The organism is Amycolatopsis echigonensis (assembly GCF_014174495.1).
Lineage (GTDB): Bacteria > Actinomycetota > Actinomycetes > Mycobacteriales > Pseudonocardiaceae > Amycolatopsis > Amycolatopsis echigonensis.
In genome coordinates, this window is record NZ_JACJHR010000031.1 from 59,567 (window position 1) to 80,194 (window position 20,628).

Annotated in this window: 18 protein-coding genes; 4 read left to right on the forward strand and 14 right to left on the reverse strand. The window is 70.3% G+C overall.

The genetic code is table 11. The features are described 5' to 3' along the window. Nucleotides 1-8: 8 nt before the first annotated feature. Entirely contained in the window at nucleotides 9-1,610 is a 1,602-nt protein-coding gene (locus tag H5411_RS22155; RefSeq protein ID WP_183124903.1) for an amidohydrolase, read from the reverse strand. A gap of 121 nt (nucleotides 1,611-1,731) precedes the next feature. Between H5411_RS22155 and H5411_RS22160 the strand changes: the two genes are divergently transcribed. Continuing rightward, nucleotides 1,732-3,120, forward strand: a complete 1,389-nt coding sequence (locus H5411_RS22160) for a KamA family radical SAM protein (protein WP_183124904.1) — start codon at nucleotides 1,732-1,734, stop codon at nucleotides 3,118-3,120. Between the two features lie 278 nt (nucleotides 3,121-3,398). After that, nucleotides 3,399-3,668 carry a hypothetical protein gene (locus H5411_RS22165; protein WP_183124905.1) on the forward strand — a complete coding sequence of 90 codons (270 nt, stop codon included), beginning with the start codon at nucleotides 3,399-3,401 and terminating at the stop codon, nucleotides 3,666-3,668. A 57-nt stretch (nucleotides 3,669-3,725) separates the two neighbouring features. Here the strand turns inward: H5411_RS22165 and H5411_RS22170 are convergent, their stop codons facing one another. From H5411_RS22170 to H5411_RS22220, 11 genes are all read right to left on the reverse strand, one after another. Further along, nucleotides 3,726-4,661: a PrsW family intramembrane metalloprotease gene (locus H5411_RS22170; RefSeq protein WP_101440036.1), complete on the reverse strand. Its 936-nt coding sequence runs from the start codon at nucleotides 4,659-4,661 to the stop codon at nucleotides 3,726-3,728. 99 nt (nucleotides 4,662-4,760) lie between these two features. After that, nucleotides 4,761-6,116, reverse strand: coding sequence for an erythromycin esterase family protein (locus H5411_RS22175; RefSeq protein WP_244194875.1), 1,356 nt, complete (start codon nucleotides 6,114-6,116; stop codon nucleotides 4,761-4,763). 59 nt (nucleotides 6,117-6,175) lie between these two features. After that, nucleotides 6,176-6,466 carry a DUF4235 domain-containing protein gene (locus tag H5411_RS22180; protein WP_312878533.1) on the reverse strand — a complete coding sequence of 97 codons (291 nt, stop codon included), beginning with the start codon at nucleotides 6,464-6,466 and terminating at the stop codon, nucleotides 6,176-6,178. A 344-nt stretch (nucleotides 6,467-6,810) separates the two neighbouring features. Next, complete coding sequence (locus tag H5411_RS22185; protein ID WP_101440035.1) at nucleotides 6,811-7,410, reverse strand: TetR/AcrR family transcriptional regulator; 600 nt, start codon at nucleotides 7,408-7,410, stop codon at nucleotides 6,811-6,813. Between the two features lie 30 nt (nucleotides 7,411-7,440). After that, nucleotides 7,441-8,538, reverse strand: a complete 1,098-nt coding sequence (locus tag H5411_RS22190) for a hypothetical protein (protein WP_101440034.1) — start codon at nucleotides 8,536-8,538, stop codon at nucleotides 7,441-7,443. Beyond that, the gene (locus tag H5411_RS22195; protein ID WP_183124906.1) at nucleotides 8,535-9,995 is read right to left on the reverse strand and encodes an FAD-dependent oxidoreductase; all 1,461 of its coding nucleotides are present in this window, start codon (nucleotides 9,993-9,995) and stop codon (nucleotides 8,535-8,537) included. Before H5411_RS22195 ends, H5411_RS22190 begins: the two co-directional genes overlap by 4 nt. Nucleotides 9,996-10,190: 195 nt before the next feature. Next, nucleotides 10,191-11,642, reverse strand: a complete 1,452-nt coding sequence (locus H5411_RS22200) for an amidase (RefSeq protein WP_183124907.1) — start codon at nucleotides 11,640-11,642, stop codon at nucleotides 10,191-10,193. A 93-nt stretch (nucleotides 11,643-11,735) separates the two neighbouring features. After that, nucleotides 11,736-12,896 carry an acyl-CoA dehydrogenase family protein gene (locus tag H5411_RS22205; RefSeq protein ID WP_183124908.1) on the reverse strand — a complete coding sequence of 387 codons (1,161 nt, stop codon included), beginning with the start codon at nucleotides 12,894-12,896 and terminating at the stop codon, nucleotides 11,736-11,738. Next, the gene (locus tag H5411_RS22210) at nucleotides 12,893-14,842 is read right to left on the reverse strand and encodes an AMP-binding protein (RefSeq protein ID WP_183124909.1); all 1,950 of its coding nucleotides are present in this window, start codon (nucleotides 14,840-14,842) and stop codon (nucleotides 12,893-12,895) included. Before H5411_RS22210 ends, H5411_RS22205 begins: the two co-directional genes overlap by 4 nt. 17 nt (nucleotides 14,843-14,859) lie before the next feature. Continuing rightward, a complete protein-coding gene (locus tag H5411_RS22215) occupies nucleotides 14,860-15,336 on the reverse strand; it encodes a MaoC family dehydratase (protein ID WP_101440029.1) in 477 nt (158 codons plus the stop codon). Nucleotides 15,337-15,489: 153 nt separating this feature from the next. Further along, nucleotides 15,490-16,641 carry a CaiB/BaiF CoA transferase family protein gene (locus H5411_RS22220; protein WP_183124910.1) on the reverse strand — a complete coding sequence of 384 codons (1,152 nt, stop codon included), beginning with the start codon at nucleotides 16,639-16,641 and terminating at the stop codon, nucleotides 15,490-15,492. Between the two features lie 127 nt (nucleotides 16,642-16,768). Here H5411_RS22220 and H5411_RS22225 point away from each other — a divergent pair, with 127 nt between their 5' ends. Together H5411_RS22225 and H5411_RS22230 are read left to right on the forward strand one after the other, a co-directional pair. Further along, nucleotides 16,769-17,602 carry an acyl-CoA thioesterase domain-containing protein gene (locus tag H5411_RS22225; protein ID WP_246369129.1) on the forward strand — a complete coding sequence of 278 codons (834 nt, stop codon included), beginning with the start codon at nucleotides 16,769-16,771 and terminating at the stop codon, nucleotides 17,600-17,602. A gap of 79 nt (nucleotides 17,603-17,681) precedes the next feature. Further along, complete coding sequence (locus H5411_RS22230) at nucleotides 17,682-18,383, forward strand: GntR family transcriptional regulator (RefSeq protein ID WP_220817293.1); 702 nt, start codon at nucleotides 17,682-17,684, stop codon at nucleotides 18,381-18,383. Nucleotides 18,384-18,450: 67 nt separating this feature from the next. On the opposite strand, the gene H5411_RS22235 is transcribed toward H5411_RS22230, so the two are convergent. Together H5411_RS22235 and H5411_RS22240 are read right to left on the reverse strand one after the other, a co-directional pair. Further along, the gene (locus tag H5411_RS22235) at nucleotides 18,451-19,344 is read right to left on the reverse strand and encodes an HpcH/HpaI aldolase/citrate lyase family protein (RefSeq protein ID WP_101440026.1); all 894 of its coding nucleotides are present in this window, start codon (nucleotides 19,342-19,344) and stop codon (nucleotides 18,451-18,453) included. Between the two features lie 20 nt (nucleotides 19,345-19,364). Next, the gene (locus H5411_RS22240; protein ID WP_101440025.1) at nucleotides 19,365-20,534 is read right to left on the reverse strand and encodes a CaiB/BaiF CoA transferase family protein; all 1,170 of its coding nucleotides are present in this window, start codon (nucleotides 20,532-20,534) and stop codon (nucleotides 19,365-19,367) included. Nucleotides 20,535-20,628: the final 94 nt, after the last annotated feature.

The following is a 20,628-nucleotide window of genomic DNA, read 5'->3' on the forward strand; positions in this document are numbered from 1 at the left end:
CCGGAACTCTAAGCGGCCGGTGTGAACTGGTCGTAGATGACCGTGCCGCCGCGGACGGTGCGCAGGCAGCGCGGCAGCGGCGTTCCTGGCTCCAGCCTCGGCAGCGGCGGCACGCCCGAACGCGGGTCGGTGGACCAGCGCTGCACGCGGCTGTCGGCCGTCGCTACGACGAGGTCGGCCGCGTCCCAGATCGCGTAGTGCGCGGGCGCGCCGGGGACAAGGCTGCCGGTCACGCCGTCGTTGACGCCCGCAGCGCGGTGCCCGGCACGAGTGTGGGCGGTGAAGGCGGCGCGAGCGGAGAGGCGCGCTTCGGGAGTGTGGTGGTGCACGGCCGCGCGGACCGCCGCCCACGGGTCGACCGCGCACACCGGCGCGTCGCTGCCGAAAGCGAGCACGACTCCTTCCGCCGCGAGCTGGGCGAAGGGGTTCAGCGCTGTCGCCCGGGCGCCGAGCCGTTCGGAATACATGCCGGAGTCGCCGCCCCAGGCTTCGTCGAACAGCGGCTGCACGGACGCGACGACGCCCCATCCGGCGAGTGCGCGCGCCTGCTCCGCGGTGACCATTTCCAGGTGCTCCAGCCGGTGGTGGCGCGCGGCGAGGGAACGCTGGCCGACCTGCTTCTCGGCGAGCCGGAATCCCTCGACCACCTCGCCCACGGCGGCGTCGCCGATGACGTGGAACCCCGCCTGCAGCCCGGCTTCGGTGCAGGCGACCAGGTGGTCGGCGATGACCCCGGCGTCGGCGTAGAGAGAGCCGGAGGTGCCGGGCTCGTCGGAGTACGGCGACGTGAGGGCCGCGGTGCGGGAGCCGAGGGCCCCGTCCACGAACAGGTCTCCGGCGACACCGTGCGCGCCGAGGCGGCGGGCGGTCTCGAGGCCGTTGAGTTCTCCCCAGTAGCCGACGACCTCGGGCAGGCCCGGGCCGGCCAGCGCGAGGAGGTCGGCGAAGTCTTCCTCGCCGGAGATGTCCGGGCCCGCGCATTCGTGCACCGACACGATCCCGCGCGCGGCGGCCGTCTCGAGGAACGCGCGCTGGGCCGCCTGGCGCTGCGGCCGGGTGACCGCGTCGCGGACCGCGCCTCGGACGCGGTGGTGGGCGTCACGGGTGAGCGGGCCGTCGGCGGACCATCCGGCGGCGGATTCGACGCCCGGCGCGAGCTTGACCAGAGCGCTCGACACCAGGGCGGAGTGGACGTCGACGCGGCTCAGGTAGACGGGCGTGTCACCGGCGGCGTCGTCCAGTTCGGCGCGGCTCGGCAGCCGCTGCTCGGTCCAGGACGACTCGTCCCAGCCGTGTGCGAGCAGGACCTGGCCGGGAACAACGGCTTCGCGCACCGCGGCGAGCAGTTCGGCGGAGCTGCGCACGGAGGTCAGGTCGAGACCGGTCAGGTGCAGGCCGGTGGAGGTGGCGTGCACGTGCGCGTCCACGAACGCCGGCGCGACGAACGCCCCGCCCAGGTCGACCACCTCGGCGTCCGGGTGCAGCGCGCGGGCCGGAGCGTCCTGGCCGACCCACACCACGGTGCCGCCGGAGACCGCCATCGCGGTGGCGTCCGGCGAGGACGGGGTGTAGACGCGGCCGCCGAGCAGGAGCGTCGTGCTGTCGTTCACGCCCCGAGTCTCTCGCCTGCCCTTCCGAGCAGGGCAGACCGGGTCATCATGCAGAAAGATTTACGGTCGACTAACGTTATGGCAGGATATTTTCACGCGTTCCCGACGACTAGGAGTACAGATGACTGCGATCCAGGAACCTGTGCCGACTGCCGCCGCCTTCGACCAGCCGTACGAGTACGTCCGCGCCGAGTTGGTGGAACCCGACTGGCGCCGCTTCCCCGGCTGGCACGACGTGACCGAGGCAGAATGGCGGGACGCGCAGTGGCAGCGCGTGCACTGCGTGCGCAACGTCAAGCAGCTGCGGGCGCTGATGGGCGACCTGCTGGAGGACCGGTTCTACGAGGACCTGCTCGCCGACCAGCGCGAGATGGCCACGATGTCGATGCTGCTGCCGCCGCAGATGATCAACACGATGGCCCCGCACGCGGGCACCGACCCGGCGAAGGTCACCGAGGCGTTCTACGCCGACCCCATCCGCCGCTACATGCTCCCGGTCCGCAGCGACCGGCACGAACGGTGGCCGAGCCACCCGCACGCCGAACGCGACTCGCTGCACGAGGCCGAGATGTGGGTGGTCGAGGGGCTCACCCACCGCTACCCGACCAAGGTGCTGGCCGAGATGATCTCGACCTGCCCGCAGTACTGCGGCCACTGCACCCGGATGGACCTCGTCGGCAACTCGACCGAACAGGTCGAGAAGCACAAGCTCGCGCTCAAGCCGGTCGACCGCCAGGACGCCATGATCGACTACCTCAAGCGCACCCCGGGAGTGCGCGACGTAGTGGTCTCCGGCGGCGACGTGGCGAACGTGCCGTGGCCGCAGCTGGAGTCGTTCCTGATGCGGCTGATGGACATCGAGACGGTGCGCGACATCCGCCTCGCCACGAAGGCGCTCGCGGCCCTGCCGCAGCACTGGCTCCAGCCGAAGGTGACCGAAGGGTTGCAGCGGGTCGCGTTGACCGCCCAGGCGCGCGGGGTGAACCTGGCCATTCACACGCACGTGAACCACGCGCAGTCGGTGACGCCGCTGGTCGCGGAGGCGGCGCGGACGGCGTTGCAGGTCGGCGTGCGGGATGTGCGGAACCAGGGCGTTCTGATGCGCGGCGTCAACGCCACTCCGGCCGCGCTGTTGGATCTTTGCTTCGCTCTGCAGGGCGAGGCCAATATTCTGCCGTACTACTTCTACATGTGCGACATGATTCCCAATGCGGAGCATTGGCGGGTCGCCGTGTGGGAAGCGCAGGAATTGCAGCATTCGATCATGGGGTATCTGCCGGGGTACGCGACGCCGCGGATCGTGTGCGATGTGCCGTATGTGGGGAAGCGGTGGGTGCACCAGGTGGCGGAGTACGACCGGGATCTGGGGATTTCGTACTGGACGAAGAACTACCGGACCGGGATCGAACACGAGGACCCGGAGGCGTTGCAGCGGAAGTACCCGTATTACGACCCGATCCAGACGTTGCCGGAAAGCGGGCAGAAGTGGTGGGCTGATCAGCCTCGCTGACGCGAGCGGATGATCGCGAGGGTTTGCCTGCGGCCGGGCGAGGGATCCGCCAGCCGCGGCAAAGCACGTGGCTATTCCTGCTGACGCTGGCTGAAAATAGGACTCGCCACCCTCTGCCTGCCCTGACAGAGCTGACACGACGTCCACCGGCTGCGAGCTGCCCCGCACGGCAGTTCGCAGCCGGTGTCACTGAACACTCCGCAGTGCAGCTACGTCGGCAAGGACGCCACGGTTAACACGACATGGTGGGCACGAACACGAACAGGCCGGAGGCACGAGTGAGCACGGTGTTGGACAGCCTCCCCAACCGGTTCCAGCCGATCGTGACCAGCCTGCTGGAGAAGCACGACCCTGAACTATTGGCCGTATTTCGGGTGCAGGATAAACCCACGCTCGACCAGCAAGAAGCCATGATCGACCTCTTGGGCGACGCATTCAGCGAGCACTTCGGCCCCGGGCACGAACCGACGGAACAAGGCAAGCTCATCGACGACGCACTCGGCGCGTTCCTTACCCGCTGGCCGTCCGAAGACCTCACCGCGGACTGACCCGCGACCGTACTGAGCGCGGAGTTTCGCTCGCGCACTGCGGTCCGACCGGCAGTGTCACATTCGGACAGTCGGCACTCGCCACAGCACCCCGGACTGCGTGCCCCGGCTAGCGCCGCGGCGTTCTAGGAGCAGCCATGCCACGCCGACCAAAGCCAGTACAGCCAGGCCGCCCCAGCTCAAAATCGTGAAGAGGTTGGCTTGCAAGGGAGTCGGCTGTACTTGATAGCCCTCCTGAAGCAGCTGGGATTGCGTCGGGGTGCCGGTCAGCAGCAGCGTGAGGGTGAGGGCGATGCCGTGCATCGAGTCCCACAGGGCGTGCAGCACCGAGACGCCGAGGTACGACAGGAGCAGGCGGCGGGTGAGCGCGAAGTGCCGATGATCGCTTGCGGAGAACAGCACTCCGCCGAGGATCGCGGTCCACAGTCCGTGGCCGACCGGTGCCAGGAGGCCGCGCAGGATTTCCGTCTGGACCAGATCGACCAGCGAGAGGCCGTGCTCGGTGAACAATGCTGTGAAGGCGTAGCCAGCCGATTCGAAAGCGGCGAAGCCGAAGCCGACCGCAGCACCCAGAATCATGCCGTCCACGGCGAATTTGCGGGTCAGGCGGCGGGTGAGGAAAGCCAGAGCGGCGAGTTTCACGGCCTCCTCGACCAGACCGACCCCGAAGAACAGGCCGGGCGACGGGTGCAGTAGGTAGGTTTCCAGCAGCGAAGCGCCCAGCACCCCGAGCACGCCGCCGGTGACGAACGTGTTCAGCAGCAGCTCCGCGGTCACCTCGCCGCTGTGCTGCCGCCCGAACGCCCAGGCGACAAAGGTGACGGGCACGAGGAAGCTGCCCAGCAGGACCAGCGTCGGCACCAGATTGGGGTTGCCGGTCGCGAACGTGACGACGACCGTCAGCACCCACAGCAGCAGGCCGACCCCGAAAATCCGAAGCCACGAACGGCGGGGCGCTCGGCTCGTCGCGGGACCGGCGGACTGGTAGCGCATGTCGTCTCCTGAGCGGCAAAGGTCTGTGCGCGGTCGGATACCCACAACTCGCGTCTCCGATACCCAGCGGACCGGCGGCCGGAAGCGTCGTTCCTGGACTTACTGTCCGCTCGGATACGTCTCGGCCTCCGCTGGGACCAGTTCGTCCTCGAGCGGGTGCAAGGGGGTCAGCGCGCTGCTGGAATCGCAGTGGACGAAGGCGTCGTAGCGGCGGGCCGGAACGGTGGGCACGTAGTGGCCGCGATCCGAGTCCGGTCGGTAGACCACGCCGATCGCGCGGTGGCCGCGGAGCTGGTCGGCCCAGCCGGAGGGCTGGTCCGGGAAGACGAAGAGCGTGTGGTCGTCGGGCACGGCTTGGTGCAGCAGCCCTTCGAGACTGTTCTCGCGCGCCGGAGGGACGGTTACCCGGCGCGGCGACGCACCCCAGCGTTCGCCCGCGATCACCGAACCGCGGTGACTGCCGAATCCGACGGTGACCACGCCTTCTCGCGCGTGCCGCTGGCGCACCAGCTGCCCGAGGTTCAGCATTCCGGCCGCGGCCATGTCCGTGGCGCGGGCGTCCCCGACGTGGGTGTTGTGCGCCCACACGACCGCTTTGGCCTTGGGGCCGTATGCCCGCACGAGCCGGTCGAGAGTGTCGGCGAGATGCCGGTCGCGGACGTTCCAGGACCGCCGATCGCCGCGCACCAGTTCGCGGTAGTAGCGTTCGGCGCCGGCCACGACCTCGGCGTTCTGCCGGGCGACGAAGCCCGCGTCCAGCCCGGGCGGCGACGAGCCGTCCCTCGCGCGGCGCAGTTCGGCCAGCAGCGCCACGACCTCGTCCTGGCAGCCGTCCGGCACGATCGCGCTGGCCCTCGCGTACCGCTGCGGCTGCTGCTCGTACGGCTCGAAACAGCGCCACGCGGCCAAAGCGCGGTCAACGTGCTCCGGCCGGTGCTGCCGCAGGTAGCCGAGCACCGCGCGCAAAGAGTCCCAGAGGCTGTAGACGTCGAGGCCGTGGAACCCGACCGGCGGACGCCCGGCCGAACGGGCCGCGTTGAACTCGCGCAGCCAGCGCGCAAACTCGGCGACCTCCTCGTTGGCCCACATCCACCGCGGCCACCGGTCGAACTCCCACAGCACCTGCGCCGGGTCCTTCGGGACGCCCGGCGCACCCGACACGCAGCAGTGCAGCCGGTGGCAATCCGGCCAATCGCCCTCCACCGCGACGAAGGAGAAGCCCTGTTCGGCGATCAGCCGCCGCGTGATTTCCGCGCGCCACCAGTAGAACTCCGAAGTGCCGTGCGACGCTTCGCCGAGCAGCACGTAACGAGCGTCGCCGATCCGGTCCAGCAGCGGCTCCAGCTCCGTCGGTTCGTGCAACGGGACCGCAGCCCGGCGAACCTCGCCCACCTCGTCCATCCGGACCTCTTCCTCGAACGGCGCACCGACACCCTCCGGGTATCCGCTGCGCACCCCCGGCACACTGCCGCGCGCTGAAGTCCGCTGAGCTCGCGGCAGCGGTGCCGCGAATCTCAGGCGCTGTCGTGCTTGTCGGTGTCCCCGGGCCACTGCCCGGTGAGCTTGTCGTAGCCGGTCGCGCCGCCCCGGTCGACCGCCGCCTTGACCAGGCCGAAGATCGCTCCCTGGACGGACGCCGCCAAGAGCACCTCGCCCCAGCCCCGGTCCTTCTGCAGGGGGGTGGGCGCCTCTTTGGTGCCGGCGATCACCTTCCACGCTCGTTCGAACGCCGCGTTGGCGGCCAGACCGCCCAGCACGCCGAACAGCATGCCCATCGGCCGGTACAGCAGCTTGTTGATGTTCACGTTCACCGTTCCCTTCGCACGAGCTTCCACAGCCAGCACAGCGTCGTCGGCCGTCTTGAAGCACTACCCGCAAGCGCGGGGGTGTATGCGACTGCCGTGACAACCGGGCACCTTCGGGTCGCGCTGACGCCACTGCTGACACGAGCACATCCCCGAACCCACCACCGCCGGCGCCCGCGTCCGGAGCACGGCGGGCGAGCGCACCGGCCAGGGCCTTGACCGAGGTCCAGGCTGACGACCCCCTCGGCGACTGCGAGGTTTACCTCGGGGTGCACGAGCCTCCGGTCACCTGGTCCTGACCGGACCGACGGCGTCCTTTGTGGACGCCCGACGCCGTGCCGGGATCACCCGCGCAGTGCCGGGCCGATCCAGCGGCGCACCATCCCGCGCAGTTCGTCGTCGGTCGCCGGGGGCGTCGAGGGGTATTGCAGGAACGACATGAACAGCCGCATCAGGATCTCGGCGAGTTCTTCGAGTTCGGCGTCAGTGCGCACCCCGGCGGCCGACCAGTCCACCTCGGTGTCGCGCAGGATCCGCGCGCCCAGGGAGAACGACGGCGGCGTGGCGGTTCCGGCCGTGAAGTAGTCGGCTTCCCCGGCCTGCAGGAGCAAACCGAGATAAGGCTCGTCGGGCAGGCTGCGGACCGCGAAGACGACGGATTCGACGGCGACCTCGACCGGGCTGTCGAACGCGGACAGGTGCCGCCGCATCCGTTCGGCGAACTCGTCGGCGCCCGCGTGGGCGACGGCGCGCAGGATCTCGGCCAGGCTGGGAAAGTAGCGGTACACGGTCTGCCGGGTCACGCCCGCTTCCGCCGCGATGTGGGACAGGTTGGTCTTGGCCAGCCCGGCGCGGTCGATGCACGCGATCGCCGCCTGCACGATCCGGCGGCGTGCCTCGTCCTCGGCTCCCGGCGGGTCGCCCTGCCATCCGTGGTACCCCATGGCGCCCATCGTCCCAGACGAGGCCGCAGGTCAACGAGCGACGGGCGCGTCCCGGCGAGCGGCTGCGCGCTGCGCGGCCAGCAGCAAACCGGCGGCGACGAAACAGGCGAGCGCGTACGGCCCGCTCCCGATCGGGGTTCCGGCGCTGGTGACCCCGTCTCGGGCGCCGAGGTAGGCGGGCAAGGCCCCGATCCAGCACACCGCCATCCCGAGCAGGTAAATCGCCGGGTAGTACCGGCCGAAAACCGAGAGCGGCTCGTCCGTTCCGCGCTCACCGGAGCGCAGCTGTGCCACGACGAGCCCCGCGCCGGCGAGCCAGACCAGGGCAAGTTCCACGCCGAGCACCCAGGCCTGCGCCGTCGGGTCGGGATGGTCGCCGCCGAACAGGCTCGAGGGGAGACCAGCGACTGCCATGGTGAACGGGGTGAGGACGCCCGCCGCGAGAATGCGCGGCACCAGCCGCCAACCGCGGCGGCCGCCGGTGAAACGCACCACCAGGTAGGTCATGGCCGCCATCGAAACCGAAGCGAACAACAGCATGCTGGTCATCGGAACCGAAGCCAGCGCCGGCTGGTTGACGATGCGGTTGGCCGGGTTCCAGGCCCACCACCCGAGCTGCGGGCCCACCTGGTCGAAAACCTCGTAGAAGACCTGGCAGGCGAACGCGACGGCGACCGCCCCGGCCAGCGGGCCGCGGCGGCGGAAGATCCCGAGCGACCGCACGAGCTCGTAGGCGAGCTGGCTGATCACCGGATAGAACGCCACGATGTAGAGCGGCAGCCGGTCTCCCATGAACTGCACGGTGAACCGGTTGTGCGCGAAGATGAACCCGTACAGCCGGTCGAGGCCGAACCATTCGGGAAAATACAGCGGCGGTTCGGTGACGACGAGATACACCAGCGAGGCCCACCACAGCGCCAGGTTGACCGGATCGCCCGCGCGGTAGCGGCGCACGGCGTGCCACAGAGCGAAAACGGCGCCGCCGACGATCAGCACCTCGAGCAGCGGCATCGTCCAATGCGCGAGCTCCCACGGCACCCGGACAGAGACCACTGGGCTGACGTCGTGGCAGTCGAACCCGAGCCGCCGGGTGACCGCCTCCGCGTCCGGCCCGCAGACGGCGCTCATCCCGCGACCGCGGCCGGAGAATAGTCGGTGGCGGGCGGCTCGACGTGCGGATCGAAACCGTAGGGCACCCGGTGCCGGCCCAGCACCGAGCGAACGCAGTAGCGGGCGAGCCCGGCGAGCACGCGCGGATTGCGCATCATCTCGCCCAGCGACTCGTCGAGGTTGAACACCTTGGCGAAATGCTCGTCGACGACGTCGTCCTCCCGGGCGGCCCCGACGATGAGGCTGAACGCCGGGGCGGAGACGGCCGCGAGGAGGCGGCGTTTCCGCTCGGACAGCCGCTCGGTGCCCTCCGCGCACTCGTAACCCCGGTCGCGAGCCATCGCCAGGGTCCACGGCACCTGCAGAAGATCCTGCTGTGCGGCAAGGAATCGCGCGGAGAAGCCCGCGTCGAGGCTGGTGGCGCGGGCGAGATGCTCGCGCAGCAGCAGTGCCGACCCGGACGCGGAACTGATGCCCTGCGCGTAGAACGGATTGAACGCGCAGATCGAGTCGCCGACGAACGCGAGACCTCGCGGCGGGTTCGCCCAGCGGTCGTACCGCCGCCACCGATTGCCGGTGGACCGGGTCAGATGCACTTCCGAGGTGGGCGTGCACCGGTCCATCGCGGCGGCGAACAGCGGCGTCCGGACCCGGCGGGCCGACTCGCCGAAGGCGTCGGCCGTCCGCGGCATTTCCAGGCCCCACGAGCCCATGCACGCGATGACCCGGTCGCCCTCGATCGGGAAGAAGTTCACCAGGAACTCGTGCTCCGCGGGATGCCGGCCGCGGTCCTGGGTCGGCATGAGCACCAGGTGCCGCCACCACCAGGACGCCGGCCGGCGCTCCGGCGGGGGCAGCTCGTACCAGCGTGAGGTGTAGGTGACCTTGGCGTCGAGGGTCCGCACCTCGGGCTCCGGCCAGCCCGCCGCCACCAGCCAGTTCGCCACCGGCGAGCCGCGGCCCATCGCGTCCACGACGAAGTCGGCGTCCAGGTGTTCCTCGCCGCCGGGCGCGGCGACCTCGACCCCGGTGACCGCCCCCGACCCGGTGGCCAGGCCGCGCACCGCGACACCCTCCCGGATGTCCACATTCGACAGTTCGCGCACCTTGTCCCGCAGCACGCGCTCGATGAGGATCCGCGAGCTGTAGACCATCGTCATCGCACTGCGCTTGCGCGCCGACCAGCCGTCCCGGTCCAGGTAGGCGGCGTCCATCGACGGCATCAGGTGCAGCCCGCCCGCCGCGATCAGGTCGTCCTCGAATCCGGGGAAGAGCGCGGTGATCGCCCGGCGGCCCGAGTTCAGCAGGAAGTGCGGGTGCTTGCTCTGCGGCACCCCGCGCCGGTGCTCGGCCTTCTCCGGGAGCTCGTCCCGCTCCAGCACGAGCACCTGCTCGAAGTACGGGGCCAGCGCCCCGGCGGTGCACAGGCCCGCGACGCTTCCGCCGAGGACGACAGCGGTCTTGCCGAGCTTCATCCGAACCAGCTCCGCTCGTCATTCATACAAAGATCGAGATAATGTATGAATGACGAGCGGAGCGTGTCAACACTCACCGTGCGTGACGACTTCCGCGGGCATCGGACGGCGACGAAAGCCGCGTCCCTTGTGGACGGTCGGTGTTCGCCCCGGAAACGTTGGCGTGCAAGGCAAAGGGCCGCCAGCTGGTACGGCTCAGTCCGGCATCTGGAAGCCGCCGAGCCGCTGCTCCAGCAGGTCGGCCACTCGCAGCGGCGTCCGGTCCTCGAACATCGGCCCGATGATCTGCACGCCCACCGGCAACCCCTCGGGCGAGAAGCCCGCTGGCATCGCGGTGGCGGGCAGGCCGGGCATGGTGGCCAGACCGGCCCAGACGAGCTGGTCGAAGAACGGGTACTCGACGCCGTCGATGTCGATCCGGCACGCCAGCAGATCCGGGTTGTGGTCGTGCGGGAACGCGGGCGTCGGCGTGACCGGGCAGACGACGGCGTCGAACTCGGCGAAGAACTGCCGCCAGCCGCGCCGGTGGAGTTCTCGGCGGCGATTCGCCGCGAGCCAGTCGCGGTGGGTGAGCACCATCCCGCGCAGCCGCGCCGCGTCAAGGCTTCGGTCGTCGGCGCTCAGCCCGGCGGCACGCGCCTGGAGTTGCTCGTACGCTTCGACCGGGAACCGCGCGACGGACCCCGAGAACAGCAGCTCCGTGTAGAGCGTCGCGGCTTCGGCCAGGTCGGGCAGCAGCGGACTGTGCCGTTCGACCTGGGCACCGGCCTCGCTCAGAGCTTCGGCTACCCGGTCCACGCCAGCCCGCACCGCGGCACCGGTGGGAATGAACGGGTGGTCGTCGAGGACCAGGACGCGGAAGTCGCTCAGCCGCTCGTGGCGCGCGGGCGGCAGCGTCAGTTCGTGCGCCACGCCGTACGTCAGCGGGTCCGGCCCGGCCATGACGTCGAGCAGGAGCGCGAGGTCGCGAGCCGTGCGCGCCATCGGGCCGACGACGGCGAGATCCAGGTCGACCGGCAACGCCGGAGCGGCCGGCGGGACCATGCCTCGGTTCGCCACCAGGCCGAGGGAAGGCTTGTGCCCGTACACCCCGCAGAAATGCGCCGGGGTGCGCAGCGAGCCGGCGATGTCGGAGCCGATGGACAACGCGCCGAAGCCCGCCGCCAGAGCCGCCGCCGATCCGCCGGAGGAACCGCCGGGCGTGCGATCGTGGTCCCACGGATTATTGGTGGTGCCGTAGACCGGGTTGGAACTCTGCAAACCCTGCAGTCCCAAGGGGACGTTCGTCTTGCCGAGGAGCACCGCACCGGCGGACTTGAGCCGCGCCACCTGTACCGCGTCCTCGGCCGGTAGGAAGCCCCGGTGTTCCGGCATGCCCCAGGTCGTGGGCAGCCCGGCCACGTTGTAGCACTCCTTGACCGTCACCGGGATGCCGAGCAGCGGCGCGTCCTCGCCGCGGGCGCGCGCCTGGTCGGCCTCGCGCGCGGCGGTGCGAGCACGGTCGAAGTCCGGTACGCAGATCGCGTTGAGCGCCTTGTCTTCCCGCTCGATGCGGTCGATGGCCTGGTCGGTCAGCTCCAGTGAGGTCACTTCACCAGCGCGCAAGGCGGCCGCGAGTTCTTCGGCCGAGTGAAAGTTCCGCTCCATGAATTCGACCGTAATGGGCACCTGGTGGAGCCATAAAATGTCAATTCGCACAACGGGGCAGAGGTCTCGCCCTCTGCCCCGTCGCGAGCTGCCTCAGTACGAGCGGGGCAGCCCGAGGACCTGCTGCGAGATGTAGTTCCGCACCATCTCCTGCGAGAACGGCGCGTTGCGCAGCAACCGAACCTCTCGCCACAGCCGCTCGACGTGGTACTCCTTCGCGTACGCGTAGCCGCCGAGAGTCGAGAACGCCCGGTCGCACGCCTCGAAACCGCTCTCGGCGCCCAGGTACTTCGCGGCCGCCGCTTCCGGACCGCACGGTTGGCCTTCGTCGAACAGCCGGGCCGCCCGCATCACCATGCCTTCGGCGGCTTCCAGGCGGATCCACGAATCCGCCAGCGGGTGCGCCACTGCCTGGTTCTGCCCGATCGGACGGTCGAACACCACCCGGTTCTTCGCGTACTCCGACGCGATGTCCAGCGCCGCCCGGCCCAGGCCGACGCCCTCCATGCCGACCACGATGCGTTCCGGGTTCAGCCCGTCCAGCAGGTAGTAGAAGCCCTTGTCGACCTCGCCCACCAACCGGTCGTCCGGCACGAACAGGTCGTCGATGAACAGCTCGTTCGTGTCGATCGCGGCCCGGCCGAGCTTCTCGATCTCCCGGACCGTGATGCGCTCGCGGTCCATGTCGGCGAAGAACAGCGACATCCCGTACAGCGGCTTGTCGTCCCGCCGCGGCGACGTCCGGGCCAGCAGCAGGATCTTCTGCGCGTTCTGGGCGTTGGTGATGAAGACCTTCTTGCCGGTGATCTTCCAGCCGCCGTCCACTTTGGTCGCCTTGGTCTTGATCCGCGACGTGTCGACCCCGGCGTCCGGCTCGGTGACGCCGAACGCCATCAGCAGCTCGCCCGTGGCCAGCTTCGGCAGGAATTCCCGCTTGAGTTCCTCCGAGGCGTACTTGACCAGCGGGGCGGGCGGGAACACGTAGAAGTGGATCGCCGAACCGCCGGCCATCCCCGCGCCCGAGGCGGAGATCTCCCCCATCATCACCGCGGCCTCTTCCAGGCCGAGGCCGATGCCGCCGTACTCCTCCGGGATCATCGCGCCGAGCCAGCCGCCCGCCCCGAACGCCCTCACGAACTCCCACGGGTACTCGTGGTTGCGGTCCTTGTCGAGCCAGTACTCGTGGTCGAACTTGCGGGCCAGCTCCCGGGTCGCCTTCCGGACGATCTCGACATTGCTTTCCGGGTCGGTCATTTCGCGTTCTCCTCAGCGAGTACAGGGATGTCTTCCAGCGGCGTGGCCGGATCGAGCGACGACAGGTCGCCGACCGGGGCGCCGACGAACCGGGCCCGGATCGCGCGCCGCATGATCTTGCCGTTCTTGGTCTTGGGCAGCGTCGGCACGACGTACACCTCGGGGGCGAACGACTTCCCGGCGTTCTCCAGCGCGGTCGCCGCCAAGTCCGCGCGGTCGGCCCCCGGTGCGCGCAGCACCGCGAACGCCACCGCGCGCTGGCCCCGCAGTTCGTCCGGGGCGCCGATCACGGCCACCTCGGCGATCCGCTCGTCGCGCAGCAGCGCCGCCTCGATCTCGGCCGGGCCGACGCGGCGGCCGGCCAGCTTGAGCGTGTCGTCGGAACGGCCGTGGATCCGCCATTGCCCGTGTTCGTCCACACTGGACAGATCGCCGTGCACCCAGATCCCGTCGAACCGCGACCAGTAGGTCTCGAGGTAGCGCTCGCGGTCGTGCCAGAACGCGTGCGTCATGCCCGGGAAAGTGTTGCGCACGGCCAATTCCCCGATCGCGCCGACGACCGGCTGCCCCGTGTCGTCGAGCACCGCCGCGTCCACGCCGGGCAACGGCCCGGTGAACGCGGCCGCCTCGCCCGGCAGGAACGGGTAGCCGACGATCAGCCCGCCGCCCACCTCGGTGCCGCCGCTGTAGTTGACGATCGGCACCCGGCGCTTCCCGACCTGCTCGAACAGCCACCACCAGGTCGGCTCGTCCCATGCTTCGCCAGTGGAGACGAACGCCCGCAGCGTCGCCAGCGCGTGCTCCGGCTTCTCCTGCGCCGCACGCAACGCACGGGCCGCGGTCGGAGCGATGCCTTGCACAGTCACTCCGTTGCGCTCGACGATCTCCCACATCCGGTCCGGCGTGGGATGCGTCGGCAGGCCCTCGATCATCACGATCGTCGCGCCGAGCTGCAGCGGCCCGGTCATCAGCATCGGCCCGACGAGCCAGCCGAGGTCGGTGATCCAGCAGACGACGTCGTCGGCGTGCACGTCGAAGCCGTAGGCGAAATCGACGGCGGTCTTCACCGCGAACCCGCCGTGGGAATGCACGATCCCCTTCGGCCGTCCGGTCGTGCCCGAGGTGTAGACGACGGTGAGCGGGTCGTTGGCCTCGGTCGCCGCGGTTTCCACCGGCGCGGGCGACGGGTCCAGCTCGTCGTAGTAAACGTCCCGGCCGTCCGTCATCGGCACGTCGATGCCGAGGTGGCGGACCACGACGACACGCTTTACGGAAGGCGCTTCCCGCAGAGCCGCGTCGGCGGTCTCCTTCAGCGGGACTTGCTTGCCCCGGCGGGTCGTCCCGTCCGCGGTGATCAGCACGACCGCTTCCGAATCCTGCAGCCGGGTGGCGAGCGCGTCCGCCGCGTAGCCGCTGAACGTCGGCACCGCGACCGCGCCGAGCATGGCGATCGCCAGGAACGCCACCACCGCTTCCGGGACCACCGGCATGAACAGCACCACCCGGTCGCCTCGCGAGACGCCGAGCGCGGCCAGGTTCGCGGCGAACCGGCGCACCTGGTCGTCCAGCTCGCCGAACGTCAGCGTGCGCCGCTGTCCGGAATCGCCCTCGTAGACGACCGCGGTCTTGCCCGCGAGTGCGCCGCGGGCGTGCCGGTGCGCGCACAGTTCGGCGACGTTGATCCGCCCGTCGGCGAACCAGCGCGGGAACGGCTTGCCCTCGGACTCGTCGAGCACCCGCGTGAACGGCTCCGCGAAGGCGACGTCCAGGTCCTCGACCACCGCGCGCCAGAACCACTCCGGATCGGCGATCGCCCGGCGGTTCGCCTCGGCCACGCCGTCCGCGTCGCCGGGCAAGCCCCACTTCCGCAGCGCGGCGAGGTACCGGCTGCGGTCCAGCACCTCTCGCGGCGGCACCCAGGCGAAACCCGTCTCGTCCTCGGCCATGTCCGCTCCCTTCCCGCTCAGCTCTGCGCGGCGGGCGCCTCGGCGGCGGACCGCTTCAGCATCAGGCCCGCGCGCAGCGCGTCGCACACGATCTCGTCGCGCTGGTTGATCCCGAGGTGCCGGAACATGACGATGCCCGAGTCGTTTCGGCTCTTGGACTCGCGCTTGCTGACGATCTCGGTCCGCACGTGGATGGTGTCGCCGTGGAACACCGGCTTGGGGAAGGTGATCTTCTCGAAGCCCAGGTTGCCGAGCGTGGTGCCCTGCGTCGTCTCCGGCACGGTCACCCCGGACACCAGCCCGAGGATGAACAGGCTGTTCACCAGCCGCTGGCCGTAGATGGTGTCCTTGCTGTACTCCGCGTCCAGGTGCAGCGGGGCCAGGTTGAGCGTCATCACGCTGAACAGCGTGTTGTCCGCCTCGGTGACCGTGCGCCGCGTCGGGTGGTCGATCACCATCCCCGGCTCGAACTCCTCGAAATACAAGCCTGCCATCGGTAGTCCTCTCCCCGCCGCGCGCCCGGCGTCTGGTCGGTCGTCCCCGGTCGAAGCGTCCCGGGCAGCGGTGCGATCGCCCGCCGTCATTAAATATAAAATATACTATCTGCGCAGCTGCGTCCAGAGAACGCCCGGCCGGCGGGTCCCGCCTCAGGCCGACTGCGCGTGCCGCGGCGCCCAGGCGGCCAGCAGCCGGTTCAGGTCCCGCGCCCCGGCTTCAGGCGCGGACGGTTCGCGAGCGGGGGTCCGACTGAACCGCGGTGCGGGCTGCGGGTGCAGCACATCGCCGACCCGGTCGAACACCCCGCGTTCGGCGTTGTGCGGATGCTCGGCCGCCTCGTCGAACGTGAGCACCGGCGTGACACAGGCGTCGGTGCCCGCATAGATCCGGGCCCACTCGTCGCGGTCCTTCGCCGCGAACGCGGCCGCGATCAGCGAGCGCAGGCGAGGCCAGTTCTCCCGGTCGTCCTGCTCCGGCCAGCCGGTCAGGTCCACCTCGAGACGGGACACGAACTCGCGATAGAAGTCCGGTTCCAGCGCGCCGACCGCGACATACCGGCCGTCGGCGCAGCGATAGGTGTCGTAGAACGGCGCGCCCGAATCAAGGTAGTTCGTGCCCGGCTCGTCGGAGTAGCGGCCGGCCGCGCGCAGTCCCTGCAGCTTGGCGGTCAGCAGGGCGACGCCGTCGATCATCGCCGCGTCCAGCACCTGTCCCCGGCCCGACGCGCGAGCTTCGAGCAGCGCGCTCACGATCCCGTACGCCGCGACCAGCGCCCCGCCGGCGTAGTCGCCGAGCAGGTTGATCGGCGGCCGGGGCGCCTCCCCCGCCCGCGCCATCGCGTGGAGCGCACCGGTCTGGGCGACGTAGTTGATGTCGTGTCCCGCCTGCTGCGCCAGCGGACCGGACTGGCCGTATCCGGTCAGCCGCGCGTAGACCAGGGCGGGGTTCGCGGCCAGCAGAACCTCCGGGCCGAGGCCCAGCCGCTCCGCGACGCCCGGCCGGTAACCCTCGATGAAGACGTCCGCCGCTTCGGCCAGCTGCCGCACCGCTCGGACCCCCTCCGGGGACTTGAGATCGGCCTGCACGGTCGCGACGCCGCGGTTGGCGAGGTCGTGTTCGGCGGCCATGCCCTCGGTCTGGCCGAGCGCGCGGCCGGAGCGGTTCGCCGGGCGCGCCACCCGCGCCACCTCGGCGCCCAGGTCGGCCAGCAGCATGCTCGCGAACGGCGTCGGCCCCATCCCGGCGAGTGCCAGGACCCGCACTCCGGTCAGCGGTCCGGAGCGGGTCGTCTCGGTCGTCATCGGCACTCCTCGGCGGTCAGAACAAGCTTGATTTCATATTATGTATTGTCTGCCGATCGCGGCAAGGGACGGCGCGGCACCGGCCAGCCCGCGCTTGTCCGATATAAAATGTTATCTTCGCGGGGTGATGATGGCGTTTTTCACCGCGGAACCCGGCCCGGACGGCGAGCTCCTGCTCCCCCTTCCCGAAGCGCGCGCCAGCTGGGGCGACGGCGCCCAGCTTCGCGGGATGGCCACCAGCGGAGCGCTCGCCCGCGCCGCGGAACAGGCCGCCGGGACGGGATTGCTCCGCCCGGCCCGCTGGACCGTCGACCTGCTGCGCCCGGCCGGTTTCGTGCCGTCGGTCGCGCGGGCGGAAGTGGTGCGGCGCGGACGTCGGCTCTGCCTCGTCGAAGCGACGCTGTGGCAGCGAGAAACCCTCGTCGGCAAGGCGTCCGGGCTGTTCCTCGCCGCCGGCTCCCCCGCGACCGGCACGGTCTGGGCCCCGGCCGGCGGGCTGATGGCGCCGCCGCCGGGTCTGCGCCCCGCGACGGACGAGCCTCGGGTGTTCCACAGCGACGGCGTCGGCTGGACCGGATCGCCCGAACCGCACCAGAACTCCTCGCGCAAGACGCTGTGGGTGTTCCCGCAGGAGATCGTGCGCGGCGAGCGGCCGACGCCGTTCCAGCACGCGGCCACCGCCGCGGACCTGGTGAACCTCGTGACCAACTGGGGCGAGGCCGGCCTGGAATTCATCAACGCCGACCTGACGCTCACCCTCGGCCGAGTCCCCGCAGACGACCTGGAACTGGGCCTCACCGCGGACCACCGGGTCGAGCACGACGGCGTGGCGGTGACGACCGCGACAGTGTTCGACCGGCAAGGACCGCTCGGCACGGTCAGCGGCACCGCGCTGCTCGCGCCCGCGCCGGTCGATCCCCGGCAGGTCGGCGCGCCCGCGAGCCTGCCGGTCGTGCCATAATCGCCTGCCGTTCATATATCATGTTTCCGGTTGGACAACAGATCCTGGAAGCTGCTTCCAGGCATTGGGGAGGTGGCCGGTGGCCGACGAACTGACCCGGCTGCGCGGCGGCGACCGCCGCCAGCAGCTGCCCGAGGAAGTGGCGACCTACGTCCGGGAACTGATCATGTCCGGGGACGTCAAGCCGGGCGAATTCCTCCGCACCGAGCCGATCGCCGAGGCGGTCGGGGTGAGCAACACGCCGGTGCGCGAAGGCCTGCTCTCGTTGCGCAGCGAAGGCTTCGTGGAACTCGTGCCGCGGCGCGGGTTCGTCGTGGCGCCTGTGTCGCGCCAGGACGTGCGCGACCTGTTCTGGGCGCAGGCCCAGTTCTCCGCCGAACTGGCGGCGCGGGCGGCGAAGAAGATCACGCCGGACCAGCTCGCCCGCCTCGAAGCGGTCAACGAGGACTTCGAGAAGGCCGCCGACGCCGGCGACCAGGAGGCCATCACCCGGCTCGGCCACGAGTTCCACCGCCAGCTCAACCTGGCCGCGGACTCCCACCGGCTGACGCTGCTGCTCAGTTCGGTGGTCAAGCACCTGCCGAACCGCTTCTACGCCTCGATCGAAGGCCACGTCGAGCACACGCTGGCCGATCACGCCGAGCTGGTGCAGGCGTTGCGCGGCAGGCACGTCCGCAAGGCGCGCACGATCGCCGAACGGCACATCCTCGACGGCGCCGACAACGTCGTGCGGATCCTCGAGGAACGCGGTCTCTGGGCGGACGCCGAAGAGTCCGCATAGGTCCGAATAGGACGGTGCCCGGGTCCCCGAAGGGAGCCCGGGCACTTTTTCGTCCGCGGAGAACCGGTCAGGCGTTGGCCGCGATCGCCTCCGCCTGCGCGACGATCCCTTCCGCGGTCTTCACGTGCGCGATGTCGATGTGCTGGCCCTCGAAGTCCACCGCCGCGCTGCCCGCCGCCTCCGCCTCGCGGAACGCGTCGATCAGCCGGCGCGAGTGGTCGACCGCCTCGGGCGTCGGCGTGAAGACCTCGTTGGCGATCGCCACGTGCGACGGGTGGATGCACACCATCCCGCGGTAGCCGAGCTGCTTGTTGTCCAGGCAGAACTGGCGCGCGCCGTCCAGATCTCGGATGTCCTGCCACACCCCGGCCACCGGATGGTGCAGACCGGCCGCGCGGGCGGCGAGCACGATCCGGCTGCGCAGGTACAGCGTCTCCAGCCCGGCGGGAGTGAACTCGAAGCCCAGCTCGCGGCCGACGTCCGCGCTCGGCCCGGTCGCGCCGAGCAGGCTCGACACCCGGGGCGTCGCGGCCGCGATCTCCTCGCAGTGCGCCATCGACGCAGCGGTCTCGTAGCTCACGATCAGCCCGATGCTCCCGGCGGGCAGCCCCTCGCGCGCTTCGAGGTGCGAGACGACCGCGTCGATGCGCACCAGTTCCTCGGCGTCGAACACCTTCGGCAGGAACAGCCCGGCCAGCCCGGGCCGGATGACCGCCTCCAGGTCCGCGCCCTGCAGGCCGCTGACCGACGCGTTCGGGCGCACCCAGAGGTCGGGGCGCACGCCTTGGGCGTGCAGCCGGTCGATCGTCTCCGCGACCACCGGGCGCGCCTCGTCCTTGTTCGCGGCCGGCACGGAGTCCTCGAGGTCGAGGATCAGCGCGTCGGCGCCGGACGCGAGACCCTTGTCGGCCCACGAGGCCTTGTGGCCGGGCACGAAGAGCATGGAACGGTACGGCTTCATCGAAGTTCTCCAGTGATCGGTCAGGATTCGTACAGGACGCCGGTCGCGAACAGCTTTTCGACGTCGTCGGCCGCCAGCACCTCGCTGGCCACCGCACGGGAGTCGGCGCCCACCTTCGGCGCGACGGGAGAGCGGTCCGGGCGCGCGCCGTCGAACGTCCACGGCGGACGGAGCAGCGCGAGGCCGTCCGGCTGGTGGTCGGCGATGCCCAGATGCCGCATCTGCGGGTGGTCGAGGTACCCGGTCATGGACAGCACCGGCGCGAAGGGCACGTCGTGCTCGGTCAGCACGCGTTCCCAATGCTCCTTGGGCTTGCGCGCGAACTCCGCCTCGACGATCGGCACGAGCTCGAAGTAGTTCGCCTCGCGCGGCCGGTACTCGGCGAAGCGCGGGTCCTCCAGCAGATCGGTGCGCTCCAGCGCGCGGCACAGCGATTGCCAGAACTTCTGCGACGACGACAGGTGCACCGCCAGGTACTCCCCGGACGAGGTCGGCACGCAGAAGTTCTGCGCCTGCGGATGCCTGCTGGTGCGGCTCGGGTCGTGGCCGAGTTCGAAGGCCTGGGTGATGCCGTCGGCGGTCAACGTGCTGACCGCCTCCATGATCGAGGTCTCCATCCGCTGCGGCTGCCCGGTCTTCAGCCTTCCTACGAGCGCGGCCAGCACGCCCGCGGCCGTCGTCAGCCCGGTGACGAGGTCCGCGCTCAGCCCGCCCGCCAGCTGCGGCCGGCCTTCGTCGCTGAACAGCGAGTACAGCCCGCCGAACGCGTGCCCGATCGTGTCGTAGGCGGGCCGGTCCGCCAGCGGTCCGGTCGAGCCGAACCCGGTGACCGAGCCGTAGACGACATCCGGCCGCAGTGCCCGGCAGTCTTCGGGGCCGAGGCCCATCGCGGCCAGTTTGCCGGGCCGAAGGTTCTCCAGCACCACGTCGAACCGCGGCACCAGCGCCTTGACCAGCTCGATCCCCTCGGCCGTCTTGAGGTCGACCGACAGGCTGCGCTTGCCCGCGTTGTACTGGCGGAAGTACGGGCTTTCCTCGTTCATCCGCCGCCGGAAGTCCTCACCGAAGACCGGCTTCTCCACCTTCACGACCTCCGCGCCGAGGCCGCACAGCATCGAGGTCCCGAACGGGAGCGAGATGTAGCCCCCGATCTCCAGGATCCGGATGCCGTCGAGTGGCTTGTGCTGCATGTCGCCCGCCTTCGCTCCAGGGGGTGGCTGAGATAATATTTTATATTATCTGGCCGACCACCCGTCAACCCGGCGAGCGGAGCCAGCCGAGGTC

Coding starts and splice junctions, on each gene's coding strand:
- H5411_RS22160 (WP_183124904.1), top strand. CDS start 1,732: ATGACTGCGATCCAGGAACCTGTGCCGACTGCCGCCGCCTTCGACCAG.
- H5411_RS22170 (WP_101440036.1), bottom strand. CDS start 4,661: ATGCGCTACCAGTCCGCCGGTCCCGCGACGAGCCGAGCGCCCCGCCGT.
- H5411_RS22185 (WP_101440035.1), bottom strand. CDS start 7,410: ATGGGGTACCACGGATGGCAGGGCGACCCGCCGGGAGCCGAGGACGAG.
- H5411_RS22190 (WP_101440034.1), bottom strand. CDS start 8,538: ATGAGCGCCGTCTGCGGGCCGGACGCGGAGGCGGTCACCCGGCGGCTC.
- H5411_RS22195 (WP_183124906.1), bottom strand. CDS start 9,995: ATGAAGCTCGGCAAGACCGCTGTCGTCCTCGGCGGAAGCGTCGCGGGC.
- H5411_RS22200 (WP_183124907.1), bottom strand. CDS start 11,642: ATGGAGCGGAACTTTCACTCGGCCGAAGAACTCGCGGCCGCCTTGCGC.
- H5411_RS22205 (WP_183124908.1), bottom strand. CDS start 12,896: ATGACCGACCCGGAAAGCAATGTCGAGATCGTCCGGAAGGCGACCCGG.
- H5411_RS22210 (WP_183124909.1), bottom strand. CDS start 14,842: ATGGCCGAGGACGAGACGGGTTTCGCCTGGGTGCCGCCGCGAGAGGTG.
- H5411_RS22215 (WP_101440029.1), bottom strand. CDS start 15,336: ATGGCAGGCTTGTATTTCGAGGAGTTCGAGCCGGGGATGGTGATCGAC.
- H5411_RS22220 (WP_183124910.1), bottom strand. CDS start 16,641: ATGACGACCGAGACGACCCGCTCCGGACCGCTGACCGGAGTGCGGGTC.
- H5411_RS22225 (WP_246369129.1), top strand. CDS start 16,769: ATGATGGCGTTTTTCACCGCGGAACCCGGCCCGGACGGCGAGCTCCTG.
- H5411_RS22235 (WP_101440026.1), bottom strand. CDS start 19,344: ATGAAGCCGTACCGTTCCATGCTCTTCGTGCCCGGCCACAAGGCCTCG.
- H5411_RS22240 (WP_101440025.1), bottom strand. CDS start 20,534: ATGCAGCACAAGCCACTCGACGGCATCCGGATCCTGGAGATCGGGGGC.